This window comes from Pseudomonas corni (genome assembly GCF_057128765.1).
In genome coordinates, this window is the sequence record NZ_JBSKHW010000008.1 from 169,165 (window position 1) to 182,124 (window position 12,960).

At 60.2% G+C, this 12,960-nt stretch carries 12 protein-coding genes; 5 read left to right on the top strand and 7 right to left on the bottom strand.

The window, feature by feature from the left end; genetic code table 11:
• Positions 1-275 precede the first annotated feature (275 nt).
• Positions 276-749, bottom strand: coding sequence for a transcription elongation factor GreB (gene greB / locus ACWKV9_RS14615; RefSeq protein WP_483836822.1), 474 nt, complete (start codon positions 747-749; stop codon positions 276-278).
• Between the two features lie 215 nt (positions 750-964).
• Between greB and ACWKV9_RS14620 the strand changes: the two genes are divergently transcribed.
• Positions 965-1,447, top strand: coding sequence for a DUF2938 family protein (locus ACWKV9_RS14620; protein WP_483836823.1), 483 nt, complete (start codon positions 965-967; stop codon positions 1,445-1,447).
• A gap of 109 nt (positions 1,448-1,556) precedes the next feature.
• Positions 1,557-2,618, top strand: coding sequence for an SDR family oxidoreductase (locus ACWKV9_RS14625; protein WP_483836824.1), 1,062 nt, complete (start codon positions 1,557-1,559; stop codon positions 2,616-2,618).
• A gap of 157 nt (positions 2,619-2,775) precedes the next feature.
• Here ACWKV9_RS14625 and ACWKV9_RS14630 read toward each other — a convergent pair whose 3' ends face one another.
• The 5 genes from ACWKV9_RS14630 to ACWKV9_RS14650 form a co-directional block, all read right to left on the bottom strand.
• Positions 2,776-4,887 (bottom strand): hybrid sensor histidine kinase/response regulator, encoded by a 2,112-nt coding sequence (locus ACWKV9_RS14630; protein ID WP_483836825.1) that lies wholly within the window; start codon positions 4,885-4,887, stop codon positions 2,776-2,778.
• A 153-nt stretch (positions 4,888-5,040) separates the two neighbouring features.
• On the bottom strand, positions 5,041-5,892 hold the full coding sequence (gene bla / locus ACWKV9_RS14635) for a class A beta-lactamase (RefSeq protein WP_483836826.1): 852 nt from the start codon (positions 5,890-5,892) through the stop codon (positions 5,041-5,043).
• Between the two features lie 102 nt (positions 5,893-5,994).
• Positions 5,995-6,423 carry a TOBE domain-containing protein gene (locus ACWKV9_RS14640; RefSeq protein WP_483836827.1) on the bottom strand — a complete coding sequence of 143 codons (429 nt, stop codon included), beginning with the start codon at positions 6,421-6,423 and terminating at the stop codon, positions 5,995-5,997.
• Positions 6,424-6,541: 118 nt separating this feature from the next.
• The gene (locus ACWKV9_RS14645) at positions 6,542-6,751 is read right to left on the bottom strand and encodes a hypothetical protein (RefSeq protein WP_483836828.1); all 210 of its coding nucleotides are present in this window, start codon (positions 6,749-6,751) and stop codon (positions 6,542-6,544) included.
• 27 nt (positions 6,752-6,778) lie between these two features.
• Positions 6,779-8,836 carry a 2Fe-2S iron-sulfur cluster-binding protein gene (locus ACWKV9_RS14650; protein ID WP_483836829.1) on the bottom strand — a complete coding sequence of 686 codons (2,058 nt, stop codon included), beginning with the start codon at positions 8,834-8,836 and terminating at the stop codon, positions 6,779-6,781.
• A gap of 453 nt (positions 8,837-9,289) precedes the next feature.
• Here ACWKV9_RS14650 and ACWKV9_RS14655 point away from each other — a divergent pair, with 453 nt between their 5' ends.
• From ACWKV9_RS14655 to ACWKV9_RS14665, 3 genes are read left to right on the top strand one after another with little or no spacing between them, the layout of a single operon-like run.
• Positions 9,290-10,072 carry a substrate-binding periplasmic protein gene (locus tag ACWKV9_RS14655; RefSeq protein ID WP_483836830.1) on the top strand — a complete coding sequence of 261 codons (783 nt, stop codon included), beginning with the start codon at positions 9,290-9,292 and terminating at the stop codon, positions 10,070-10,072.
• A 2-nt stretch (positions 10,073-10,074) separates the two neighbouring features.
• Positions 10,075-11,421, top strand: a complete 1,347-nt coding sequence (locus ACWKV9_RS14660) for a GGDEF domain-containing protein (RefSeq protein WP_483836831.1) — start codon at positions 10,075-10,077, stop codon at positions 11,419-11,421.
• Position 11,422: 1 nt separating this feature from the next.
• The gene (locus ACWKV9_RS14665; protein WP_483836832.1) at positions 11,423-12,184 is read left to right on the top strand and encodes a hypothetical protein; all 762 of its coding nucleotides are present in this window, start codon (positions 11,423-11,425) and stop codon (positions 12,182-12,184) included.
• Positions 12,185-12,336: 152 nt separating this feature from the next.
• Here ACWKV9_RS14665 and ACWKV9_RS14670 read toward each other — a convergent pair whose 3' ends face one another.
• Positions 12,337-12,948: a glutathione S-transferase family protein gene (locus ACWKV9_RS14670; protein WP_483836833.1), complete on the bottom strand. Its 612-nt coding sequence runs from the start codon at positions 12,946-12,948 to the stop codon at positions 12,337-12,339.
• Between the last annotated feature and the right edge of the window lie 12 nt (positions 12,949-12,960).

Genomic DNA, 12,960 nt, shown 5'->3' on the forward strand with positions numbered 1-12,960 from the left:
CAAGGCGCTTCCTTCGTGCAGTGTCAGGTAAACCGGAGCGCTAGCTTCGCGGGCAAGCCTCGCTCCAACAGTCATTGTGTTGAATCGGATGCCAGCGTCGCTGAAACCACTGTAGGAGCGCGCTTGCCCGCGAAAGCTACTCGTCAGGCGCCGAAGGTCGGTTGGATGTACCACCGTCTTCGCGGGCAAGCGCGCTCCTACAGATCCAGCGTCATGCGTGGATTCAATAACACTGCTGCTCCCCCGGGATCGGCTTCAGGTCAGGATGATTCGGGCTACTTGGGATACCTGATTTCGTTGATCCACCACAACGCTTCACCGGTGGGGATTTGCACGACGAATTCATCGCCGACTTCTTTTTTCAACAGCGCTCGGGCCATAGGTGAGTCGATGGAGATGTAATCCATGCGCCCGTAAATCTCGTCGTAGCCCACGACCCGAAAAGTCTTGCACTCCCCGGCTTCGTTTTCGATTTCGACCCAGGCGCCGAAATACACTCGCCCTTCTTGCTCCGCGGCGTAATCCACCACTCGCATGTCTTCAAGGCGCTTGCGCAGATAACGCACGCGTCGATCGATCTCGCGCAGCAGCTTCTTGTTGTATTGGTAATCAGCGTTTTCACTGCGATCACCCAGCGACGCCGCCCACGCAACTTTTTGCGTGATCTCCGGCCGGTAGACACGCCAGAGATGGTCGAGCTCCTGTTTGAGCGCTTCATGGCCCTCGCGGGTGATGATTTTGGTGTTCACTTAAATCCGTCTCCCAACCCTGACCGGCCGCTGTTTTTGTTGGCGCGTAGCGTAACCCATGGTTCGAAGTATTTGCGCCTTTGACTTCCCTTTGCCCACTGCGCCGGATACAACGTGCTGATCGGCCTTTTGATGTCGTAACGAATCATAGAGCCCCAGGGTCGCCTGCGCGCCAGCCGGCCACGACTTCTCTCTCGATAAAGCCAAGGATCGTAATGTTCGAATTCATCTACCTGTCGATACTCATCGGCATCGGCGGCACTGCGTTGCTGGACCTGTGGGCGCTACTGCTCAAAGCCACCCTGGGCCTGCCGACCCCGCCCTGGCATTTGGTCGGACGCTGGTTTGCCGGTCTGCCCCGGGGGCGCTTCGTGCGACGTGAAGGCATTGCCAATGCAGCGCCCGTCAGCAACGAGCTGACCATCGGCTGGGCGATGCATTACGCCGTCGGCATCCTTTTCGCCGCTGTCGTGTTGATTGTCTGGGGCGTGCAGTGGGCGCATAGCCCGAGCTTTCTCCCTGCGCTGGTGGTGGGACTGGTCACGGTAGGTGCGGGTTGGTTCATTTTGCAGCCGGGGATGGGCGTGGGCATGGCGTGCAACAAGGCGCCGAACCCGCCGGTTGCCCGGTTACAGAACGTCGTCGGCCACGTGGTGTTTGCCATCGGGATGTACGCCACGGCGGTGCTGGTGGGCTGAGGCGCAGCGCATCCGGTTGAACCTCTGCCGCTCGCCCAGGCTCTGACAACCTCATCCGGACAGAAATTGCTTCGGGTCATCGCCTCATCTTTTTTCTCAGGAGAACCCCATGACCCAGACCGCCTTGGTCGTCGGCGCCAGCGGCATCGTCGGCAGCGCCATCACTCAACTATTGCTTGAGAACCAGTGGCAGGTCGCTGCGCTTTCACGCCAGCCATCACAAGTACCGGGCGTGATCCCGGTGGCCGCCGACCTGCAAGACCCCGCTTCGCTCACCCAAGCGCTGGCGGATGTAAAACCTACTCACGTGTTCATCACCACTTGGTCGCGACAGGCCACTGAAGCCGAAAACATTCGGGTCAACGCCGCCATGGTGCGCAACGTCCTCGACGCTCTGCGACCAGCCGGTAGTGTCCAGCACGTGGCGCTGGTGACCGGTTTGAAACACTACCTCGGGCCCTTCGAGTCCTATGGCAAAGGCAGCCTGCCGCAGACGCCGTTCCGCGAATCTCAAGGCCGTCTGGACATCGAAAACTTCTATTACGCCCAGGAAGATGAAGTATTCGCTGCCGCTGAAAAAGACGGGTTCACCTGGAGCGTGCATCGCCCGCACACAGTCACTGGCGTTGCAGTCGGCAATGCGATGAACATGGCTACCACCCTCGCCGTCTACGCCTCGATCTGCAAAGCCACTGGCCGGCCGTTCGTGTTTCCAGGGTCCCGTGTGCAATGGGACAGCCTCACGGACATGACTGACGCGCGCCAACTGGCCGAGCAACAGCTGTGGGCAGCGACCACCCCGGCGGCCGCGAATCAGGCGTTCAACGTCACCAATGGTGATGTGTTCCGCTGGAGCTGGATGTGGGGCCAGATCGCTGAATATTTCGGCCTGCACCCAGCCGATTACCCTGAGAAGCTCTCCCCGCTGGAGACCCAGATGGCTGACGATCAAGCCGCGTGGAATGACATCGTTGCCGAGCACGGTTTGAAAGAGTCAGATATCAGCCGTCTGGTCTCGGCCTGGCACACCGACGCAGACCTGGGGCGTCCGATTGAAGTGGTCACTGACATGTCGAAAAGCCGCGCTCTGGGCTTTACCGGATTCAAAGCCAGTGATCAGGCATTTTTCGATGTGTTCGATCGGCTGCGCGAGGCACGTTTGATTCCTTGATCAACATCCATTGTGAGAGCGGACCTGTCCGCGAAGACCATTCATCTGGCGCAACACATGCGTCGGATGTACTGGTCTCTTCGCGGACAGGGCCGCTCCCACTGGATTTGCGTCTAGTCACCAGTCTTCATGCTCGCACTGGTATGGGTCGCGACTTCTACCCCCTCAAAGCCGCCTGAACCATCTCGCCCAGCGCATCAGGCCCGTAGGGTTTGCTCAGCAGAAATGTGCTGCTGTCTAGCTCATGATTGCGAGACAGCACGTCGCGGGTGTGGCCGGAGGTGAACAGCACCGGCACCTGCGGTGACTGCTGCCGGGCCCAGATCGCGAGATCCGCGCTCTTGATCAGTCCCGGCATCACGACGTCGGTGAAGATCAAGTCAATCATCACGCCGCTGCGCAATATGGCCATGGCGTCATCTCCATGGGCGGCGACCAATGTGTTGTAGCCCGCCTGTTGCAACAGCTCCACGGAAGTCGCGCGCACCGCCTCGTCGTCCTCGACCACCAGAATGGTTTGGTGGCCGCCTGCGAACATGATGGTGTGATTGGGTTTCTCCAGCACTTCGGGTTGGAGGCTTCGCGGAAAATACATGCGCACTTCGGTGCCCTTGCCCACGACGCTGATGATTTCGATATGACCACCGGTTTGTTTGACGAAGCCGAACACCATGCTCAGGCCAAGCCCCGTTCCGTGGCCGTCGGGTTTGGTCGTAAAGAAGGGTTCAAAGGCTCGCGCCACGACATCCGGCGCCATGCCGCTGCCCGTGTCGGCTATTTTCAACAGCACATAATCACCGGGGCTGAGTTCTTTGCCCGCACAGGCTTTTTTATCAAGCACCACGTTTTCTGCGCTGACGGTGATCGTTCCCTCGCCCTTCATGGCGTCGCGAGCGTTGATTGCCAGGTTCAGCAGAGCGTTTTCCAACTGGTTACGATCCACATGAATCCGCCAGCTGTCTTCGGGCAGCAGAATGTCCACATGGATGGTCTCTCCGAGCGCGCGCTGCAGGAGTTCACCCAGCCCCTCGTAAATGCGCCGCAGGTCGTAAACCGCAGGTGAAAGTGCCTGCCGCCGGGCGAATGCGAGCAACTGCGAAGACAATTTGGCGCCCCGCTCAACGGCCGCTGTGGCCGCGTTGACGCGCTTTTGCACCCGCGGATTATCCGGCTCCTGACGCGCCAGCAAATACAAGTTGCCGGCAATGACCTGCAGCAGGTTGTTGAAGTCGTGGGCGACACCGCCGGTGAGTCCGCCGATGGCTTCGAGTTTGTGCGATTGCCTCAGCCGCTCCTCCACCTCCGAGCGAGCACGCACTTCCTCTGCCACGCGCTGTTCGAGGGTGCGGGTGAGCTGGAGCAACGACTCCTCGGCGATCTTGCGCTCGTGGATATCGATCAGCACACCGGGGAAACGCAACGGCTCGCCATCGGCGTCGAACTCGCAACGCCCGCTGGCCAGGATCCAGATGTAACTGCCGTCAGGCCGCCGAATCCGATATTCGGCGTTGTACGGCCCGCCGTGCGCAACGGTATGCGCAATCAACTGTTCTACGCGCTCGCGGTCATCGGGGTGAATGATGTCAACTGCGCCCTCAATGGGTACGCTTTCGACAGGCTGATCAGCGGGATAACAAAACGTACGGGCGAAGCGTTCATCACCCGACAGCCGATTAGCCTTGATGTCCCAGACGAACGAGCCCACCAGGGAACCGGCATTGAGCGCCAGTTGCAGACGCTCATTGGTCGCCCGAAAAGCTTGTTCGGCGGACTCTCGAAGGCGCTCGGACACAACGTGCGAAGTGGTCTCGACCACGATCGCCATGACCCCGGCGGGCGCTCCATCGTCTCCCGGCACCGGGCTGTAATAGAGGTCCATCCATACGTCTTCGGGTTTGCCGTCGCGCAGCAGTACCAGTTCCTTGTCGCGGAAAGACAAGGTGCCGCCCGCCAGACAGGTGTCGACCACATTGCGGTTGAATTCGGCGACTTCCGGCCAGCCCAGCTCCACTGGCGTGCCGAGCAAATACGGGTGGCGACCACCGGCAAATAACGAATAGGCGTCGTTGTAGATCATGTAGCCCTGGCGGCCCCAGAGCATTACGAGCGGCACCGGTGAGGCGAGTAAAAACTGCACCGCCGTACGCAAACTGCGCGACCAGCTGTCAATCGGTCCCAAGCCGGTCATGGACCAGTTGAACACCCGAATGCGCTCGGCCATTTCGCCGCCCCATCCGGCACATCCATGATCATCAGTCAAAAAAGGCATCGGTGTACTCTGCTCTACGACGGCCCGACAGGCCTGCTGCTATTGGTTCCTCTCACCGATGTTTCGAGCATTGGAAATGAGAAAAATTTCAACGTCGTATAGCTAACTTCACTGATCGTTGCAATCAGGCGAACGTCTACCCCTGCGCCTTGTTCAAAGCGCGGCCACCAGGCGCCCAACGTCGGCGATCACCGCGCTGCGCTCATCGTCGCTGCCGCCGCCCTCGGAATAAAAAACCGTGACGATGATCGGTGCGCGTTGAGGGGGCCAGATCACAGCCACATCGTTGGTCGCCTTGTTTGCACCGGAGCCGGTTTTGTCACCCACGCGCCAATCTTTCGGCAGGCCCGCCCGCAGTTTTTTATCGCCGGTGGTATTGGCTACCAGCCAAGTGATGAGTTGGTCGCGGGATGCGTCCGACAGCGCCATGCCCAGCACAATGTTTTTCAGGGTGTAGAGCATGCTGATCGGCGTGGTGGTGTCGCGCAGGTCGCCGGGTTTGTTTTCGTTGAGCTGTGGTTCGCGCCGGTCCAGTCGGGTCACCAGGTCGTCCAGGGTGCGTAGCCACTCGGTCAGGCCTGCAGGCCCGCCGAAGCTGTCGAGTATCAGATTGGCAGCGGTGTTGTCGCTGAGGGTGACGGCGGCTTCGCACAGCTGCCCCATGGTCATGCCGTCTTTTCCAGCGTGGGATTCAGTGGCCGGTGAGTACGGCACCAACTGGTTCGTGGCGTAGGTAATACGCCGCGACAGCTTTTCCTTGCCTGCATCGACCCTTGCCAGAACGAATGCTACGGCCAGGCATTTGAAGGTGCTGCACATTGCAAAGCGTTGATCGCCGCGCTGCGACAGCGTTTCGCCGCTGCCGGTGTCGAGAATGGCAACGCCCAGTCGCCCGCCCCATCGACGTTCAAGCTCAACGAGCCGGGACTGCAACGGCTTCAATGAATCAGCCGCCAAAGCCCTAAAGCTGGACAACGCTGGCGCGGCCAGCAACGAGGCAGTCAAAACGCTTCTTCTTGAGATCAAAATGGACGTCCTTGTGACGGCAGTTCAATGCAAAAAGGCCGAGCCTTGCGGCGCGGCCCTCGGACGGAACAGGGGTGAAAATCAGGCCGGCACGCCCAGAATGATATGCGAGGCTTTGATCACGGCAGTGGCACCTACGCCCGCTTTGAGGCCCAGCTCAGTGACGGCTTCGCGGGTCACAATGGAATAAACTTCGGTGCCCCCGGGCAGCGTCACGACCACTTCGGCGTTGACCGCACCATCGCTGACGCGGGTGACAGTGCCTTCCAGGCAGTTGCGCGCCGACAGACGGAACCCGCTGGAGTCGGTCATCAACATGACCCACGGCGCCTTGATCAACGCGATGGCCTCTTTACCCACCGCCAGACCCAGGCTCTTGACGCTAGCCAGAGTGACCACGGCCACCAATGGCTCGCCGCCCGGTAGTTGCAGAACGATTTCGGCGTTGACGGCACCTTCCTGAATCTTGCTGACGGTGCCTTTGAACACGTTGCGGGCGCTGACTTTCATGCGGGAGCAGTCCTTTTTGGGGAAAGAATATGGCTGACGAATCGGCGCTCATCATCCCGCTACCCTGTCGCGCATTCAACCCCGTCATTGAGCCTGGTGCTTCCCTAATCGCTAACGCTCAATGCCGATGCCTGCCCCGATGGAAGATCGACGCCGTGCGCACCCAGGCGATGAACCCCAGCGTGACCGGACGCTGCTCGGGCTGTTGCGATTCCGGCATCTCGCCGGAGAGCGGGCACATGCACTGCGGCGCCAGCCACGACGCTTCCTGTTCCGTCTGTTGAAAGGGGGTGGGTGTTTCGTCTTTTCCTACCGGCCATTGACTCATCACAACCTCCTGCACACGCATGGATGATTACAGATCGAGCACCAACGGCCCTGAAGCCGGGACTGCGCAGCAGATCAGCACATGGTCCGCCGCCGGTATATCGGCGGGTGGAACCGGGTAATGCACCTGGCCACTGATGAGCCGGGTCTTGCAGGTGCCGCATGAACCGCCACGGCAACTGTATTCGGGGTTGAGGCCTCGGCTTTCGGCCAGTTCCAGCAGGCTGCCACCGTCTGGCTGCCAGCGCCCTTCCTTGGCTGACTTTTCGAATACCACCGCCACTGAAGTGGTGGAGGCTGGCGGCTGTTCCAGGCCCGCAGAGAGTTGATCGCGGGTGCGGGTGAGTGTCGACGGCCCGAACGTTTCGGCGTGTATGCGCTCGTCGCGGATGTGCATGGCCCTGAGGCCGTCGTACAACGCCTGCGTGAAACTTGTCGGTCCACAGAGGTAAAAATCGAAATCGTCGAACGGCAACAATGATTTGAGCAGCGCCAGGTCAATCCGGCCGCGAGCCTGCAGCCCTTCGCCTTGCCATCCGCCTGATTCAGGCTGGCTGAGCAGCCGGATGGCGGTCAGCGAATCGCCAGCTTCTTCAATCAGTGTGTCCACTTCTGCGCGGAATGCCAGATCGACCAGACGACGTGCACTCTGGACGAACCACGTCGGACGCATGCGGCGCACGCGTTTGCCCTCATAGATGACCTCTCGCAGCATCGACAGCATCGGCGTCACACCAATGCCAGCGCCCATCAGCACCAGCGGCCGCTGTTCTGAAGGATCAACTGTGAAGCCGCCTTGGGGCGCGCGCGCGTCCAGCACATCACCCACGCGAACCTGGTCGTGCAGGTGCGTCGACACCGCGCCGTCACGCTTGACGCTGATGCGGAAAAAGTCGTCCGAGGGCGCGCTGGACAGGCTGTAGGTGCGGATCACGGGTTTTTCTTGTCCGGCCAGCATCAAGCGCAATGGCAGGTGCTGACCCGCCTTGAACACCGGCAGTCCGGCGCCGTCAGTGGGCTCCAGGTAGAAAGACCGGATGTCTTGGGCGTCGTCCTCAATCCGCGTCACCTGCAAGGGCCGCCACTGATCTGCGAGGGTGTGGGCTTTCAGGCGGGTGGCGGCCTGTTGCCAATTGCCGGTCATCAAGCTGTTGGGGGAAAAAGCTTCGAGCGTCCAGCGTGAGCGTAAGGCAGCAGGCCGGCGGATCACGGCGTGAACGGTGACTTGCCAGAGCCGTTCGGCACCTTGGAAGGCGTTGATTTCGGGCCCTTCGAGGATGATTTCGACGTGGCCGATTAGCTGGAGGACATCGCCGGACTCGAAATCGATGAACAGCAGGCCTGCTCTGGGATTGAGCACAAAATTGCCCAGGGTATTGAAATGCAGATTGCCCGCGAAATCAGGGATGGTCAGCACATTGCTCTCGACCCTGACGAATCCGGCCTGACCGCCGCGATGGGACACGTCCACCTGCCGGCGCTGCGGATCGCCATCCACGTCCACGTAGCTGGCGACAAAGAACGTGTCGGCAGCGCGGATTGTGGCCATGGCCGCGTCGTCCAGTTCGCTCATGGGCGTCGGTTTTGGTCCATCGACAGGCGCGGGGCGGGATGTTTGCTTGAGCTGACGCAACTGGATGTACTGCGGGCAGTTGCCGAAGGCATGTTCGACTTCGACGGAAAAACCACTGGCATCGAGTTCGCCGATTCGGCCGTTGATGCGATTGCGCCGTCGCGTGTTCAGCTCGATCCCCAGCATGCCCAGTGCCGCACCCGCAGTGAAACCCTGGCTGATCGGGTCATCGGCATTTGGCAGCCGGGTGATCCTCAGCAGACGAGGATCAGGCGAGGCGATAAAGCCTGCGTGATCATCCAGCGCGCTCGCCCATGGCCAGCCCTGATCGTCGACCGCGCCGACAACGATATACGGCAACTGCTCGTAGAAATGCCGATGCTGCTCGGGCATGTAATCACGCACCACCTTCCTGCCGTGCTGCTCCATGCGTTTAGCTACGCCGACATGGGCCTGCAAACGCTGTTCGCCAGCGTGCCAGAGGGATGGAGTGGTTTGGGAAGATGGGTTCATGGCGGCGTCTCCGGTCAGCAGCGTCAGACTGCGCAGGGAAATCAGTTTGATCGCTTCATCTTGTGAGCGGAATAACCAGACAAGGCAACCCACCGTTGCAGAAATTGCAATGCCCATCTAAACCCGTCCGACCCGAAACCTGTAGGAGCGCGCTTGCCCGCGAAAGGGCCGGTACATCCGACGCACCTGTCGCGCCTGACAATCAGCCTTCGCAAGGAAATTCGCTTCTATATCGCACCGCGAGTGAAGTGCGTCGTAGCAAAACGCCAAAGCAACTGCGATGCTGGCGGGTTATCGCACGCTTCGGCCGGATTGGGTGTATTGATGCGCAGTGGCTAAAGCCGCCGCCATACGCGCCGATAAAGCAACTGTAAGAAGCCGTCCGCTCGTTAGCTGCCAACCCTGCCCGGGGCGCAGTAACGCTCGCGATTGCAGTCAATGAGATTGTTGTCCATGACATCGCCGCTGTTGCTTCGTCGATTAATCCCAGCGCTTGTGAGTGCCGCCCTGCTGTGCCTGCTTGGGGCGCCTACCTGTGCGTCCGACGCACCACCGGCGATTCGCATCGTTACCGAAGAGTTGCCTCCTTACAACATGACTCAGGACGGCAAGCTTACGGGCATGAGCACCGAGGTGGTCCAGGCGGTGCTCAAGCACGTCGGTGTGCAGGCCAGCATTCAGTCGATGCCGTGGGCGCGGGCCTATGACCTGGCACTGCACGGCGAAAATATTCTGATTTACTCGATCACCCGCAGCCCCGATCGCGAGGCACTGTTCAAGTGGGTGGGCAGCATTGCGCCGTGCCGCTGGTATTTGTATTCCTACGCCAACCACCGTCTGACGCTGCAGCAACTCGACGATGCCAAGCGCTTCCAGACCGCAACCGTGAACGAAGACGTCGGTGAGCAATACCTGATCAGCAAGCAATTCAAGCTCGGTGTTCAATTGCAGAGCAGTAACCGGTACGAGCTCAACTACGAAAAACTCAAGCTGGGCCACGTCGATCTCTGGATATCCGACGAACTCAATGCACGTTATCTGGCACGCAAAGCCGGTGATGATCCCTCCAGCGTCCTGGTCCAGTCCTTGCGCTTGCCAGAACTGGAGGACAGCGGCGGTTTCAGCATGGCCTTCAGCCGCAAGACACCGGACGCCACGGTGCAGCGCTTTCAGGACGGCCTGCAGGCCATTCGCGACAACGGGACCTATGACGCGATTGCCCGAAAATGGAATTGAGCATGCCGCCAGAGCCCGAAAAACCGCTGCAAGCAACTCCTCAAGTGCCGCTGCAGACAGGCTCGCTGGCGCGGCGACTGGTGGTGGCGACGCTGGCGTTCTGCGTGCTGTTTACTGTGGCGACGGTAGCTGTGCGCACATGGTTTGCCTGGGACAGCAACCTGGCGACCATGAATGCCGAACTCACGCTGATCGATCAAGTATTCCAGGGCACGTTGTCCAAAGCCGTCTGGGAAATGGACAGCGACGCGTTGCAGACTCAGGTCGATAGCGTCGCACTGGCCGCGCCGGTCGGTCGGGTCGAATTGAAGATCCTGCGACCCGGCCGTGTGCCGGAAGTGCTTGAGCGCAATCGGCCTGGCCACAACGGCTCAAGCCTTGCGCCGGCCCTGCACCGACAACTGACCGTTGCACCCTACCCCGGCGCAAACGAAGTGGTTGGCGAGCTGTCGATCGAGGGCGATGAAAGCCTGCTGTGGACGAGGCTTTGGCGGGAAGTGGCAATCATCATGCTGACCCAGATCATTCAGTCGCTGGCGCTGGCCGGGCTGATCATGGGCATGTTCAACCGCTCGGTGACGCTGCACGTGCGGCACATTGCCCGGCATCTGAGCCAGCTGACGCCGCAGAATCTGACGCAACGCCTGACCCTGGAACGACGCCGCAAGACCGGCGATGAGCTGACCTTGCTCGAAGCCGGGGTCAATGATTTGCAGGACAAACTGGCCACGCACCTTGAGCGTCAGGCCCGTGACGAAGTGGCACTGGCCGCCAGTCGTGACCATTTGGCCGAACTGGTGGAACAACGCACCATGCAGTTGCAGGCAGCCAATACCCGGCTTGAAGCGCTGTCGCGTTTTGATCCGCTGACCAGCCTGGCCAACCGCCGGCATTTCGACGAACTCAAAGAGCTGGAATTCAATCGCGCCTTGCGCCATCACCAGCCATTGTCGGTGCTGATGTGCGACATCGATTTCTTCAAACTTTACAACGACACCTATGGCCACGCCGTGGGCGATCAGTGCCTGCGCGATGTAGCGTTGATCATGAGCACGCTGTTCACCCGCTCCGGCGAGTTGGTGGCGCGCCTGGGGGGTGAGGAGTTTGCGGTATTGCTCCCCGGTTTCGACGAGTTGCAGGCCCACGCTGCGGCCGAGCATCTGCGCCAGATGCTCGGCCGCAGAAAATTGCCTCACGGGGCCTCACCCGTTTCACCGTATGTCACGCTGAGCATCGGCATTGCCGAGCTGAACCGAGGCACGATGGAGCGCTTCGATCAGTTGCTGCAAAGCGCCGACAAAGCGTTATACCGTGCTAAAAGCCAAGGCAGAAACAGGAGCGTGAGCTGACATGAGCGCTTTTTCGAAGTACTCCTTTAGCCGTTGCGCGAGCGTGATCTGCGCAGCGATTCTGGCGACGCCCTGCGCGATGACGCAGGCTGAGACCCTGCAGGTTGTTACCGAGGACTCTTCCTACAGCTATCTGGAAAACGGCAAGGTGGCCGGTTCCGCCAGTGTCATTGTCGAACAGACGCTGGCCTTGGCGGGGATCACCGATTACCGGATGACGCTGTACCCGTGGGCCCGCGCCTACGACATCGCGCGCCTGGAATCCAACGTGATGATCTTCCCGATCATCCGCAGTGCCGGGCGCGAGGCGTTGTTCAAATGGGTGGGCGAACTGGATCAGGTCACGCCGGTTTTCTACAAGCTGCGTGAGCGCAGGGATGTCGTGGTCAAGGATTTGCCGGATGCAATGCGCTACAGCGTAGGGGTTGTGCGTGATGACGCCCGGCAGCAATACCTCGAAGGCAAGGGTTTTACCAAAGTGGTGGTGTCGGCCAATAATCTGGACAACCTGCGCAAACTGGTCAGTGGTCAGCTGGAACTGGTGCCTATGCCCGAACGCGAGGCGCGGGAACAATGCGAAGACCTGCATATTGCGTTTGAGGATCTGGAAGCGGTTTACACCCTGGACGAGCTTTCAAAAGGTCTTTACATCGCTCTGAGCCAGACCACCCCCGACACCACCGTCAAGCGCATACGCCAGGCATTCGAGACGCTCAAAGCCGATGGCAGCCTGGCCAGGGCGCTGGCGCAAAGGCCGCGTTGAGGTGCATGGCAATTCCCAGATCTAACCGGTGGGAGGCAGCTTGCTCGCGAATCCGGTCGCTGATCCGCTAATGATGCACCGGACTTTTCGCGAGCGAGCCCCCTCCCACACCTGCAATGACCTGTGATTACTTGCGCTCAAAGAGCGAAGCCTCACACCAACGGCGAACTCATAAATATCTCCAGCTTCTCGGCCTCGGCACTGAATTGCGCCAGCAGCGGATATTCCTGCGCCGAAGCCTGATCCGGCACTACCAGCTGAATGAAGCTCCACGCCACCGCGACACTGATGCCGTCCTGACCGATGCGCGCATCACTAGCCAGTGGGCGCCGGGCGAGTTCGGCTTCAATCTCTGCGCACGCGCATTTGAGTTGCGACCCGACCCGATCAAGCCACGGCGCATGCTGAATCTCGGCGGGACGCAAATTGCGCTCGTAATAAATCTGCACGGCTTTCTCGTAGGCCACCAGCGCCAGGCCGGTCATGCGCAATACCTGAACACGCTCTGCCAACGCGTCGGGCATCAGCCCTCGTCCCGGCCCGACCAGGCTTTCCACATAATCCAGAATCAATGACGACTCCATCAGCACCACACCGTCGTCGGTCACCAGCGTCGGCGCCTTGACCAGCGGATTGATGGCTTTGAATTGCTCGATCCCGCGAAACACCGAAATCGACTCATGCTCGAATGCAACACCCATGCGTTTCAGACTGACAGCGACCCGCCGAACATAGGGCGAATCCAGCATACCGATGAGTTTCATGTGCTCTCCTTT

What these genes read in the sequence shown, in the direction of transcription:
- ACWKV9_RS14620 (WP_483836823.1), top strand. Translation starts at nt 965, where the DNA reads ATGTTCGAATTCATCTACCTGTCGATACTCATCGGCATCGGCGGCACT.
- ACWKV9_RS14625 (WP_483836824.1), top strand. Translation starts at nt 1,557, where the DNA reads ATGACCCAGACCGCCTTGGTCGTCGGCGCCAGCGGCATCGTCGGCAGC.
- ACWKV9_RS14630 (WP_483836825.1), bottom strand. Translation starts at nt 4,887, where the DNA reads ATGCCTTTTTTGACTGATGATCATGGATGTGCCGGATGGGGCGGCGAA.
- ACWKV9_RS14640 (WP_483836827.1), bottom strand. Translation starts at nt 6,423, where the DNA reads ATGAAAGTCAGCGCCCGCAACGTGTTCAAAGGCACCGTCAGCAAGATT.
- ACWKV9_RS14645 (WP_483836828.1), bottom strand. Translation starts at nt 6,751, where the DNA reads ATGAGTCAATGGCCGGTAGGAAAAGACGAAACACCCACCCCCTTTCAA.
- ACWKV9_RS14650 (WP_483836829.1), bottom strand. Translation starts at nt 8,836, where the DNA reads ATGAACCCATCTTCCCAAACCACTCCATCCCTCTGGCACGCTGGCGAA.
- ACWKV9_RS14655 (WP_483836830.1), top strand. Translation starts at nt 9,290, where the DNA reads ATGACATCGCCGCTGTTGCTTCGTCGATTAATCCCAGCGCTTGTGAGT.
- ACWKV9_RS14660 (WP_483836831.1), top strand. Translation starts at nt 10,075, where the DNA reads ATGCCGCCAGAGCCCGAAAAACCGCTGCAAGCAACTCCTCAAGTGCCG.
- ACWKV9_RS14665 (WP_483836832.1), top strand. Translation starts at nt 11,423, where the DNA reads ATGAGCGCTTTTTCGAAGTACTCCTTTAGCCGTTGCGCGAGCGTGATC.
- ACWKV9_RS14670 (WP_483836833.1), bottom strand. Translation starts at nt 12,948, where the DNA reads ATGAAACTCATCGGTATGCTGGATTCGCCCTATGTTCGGCGGGTCGCT.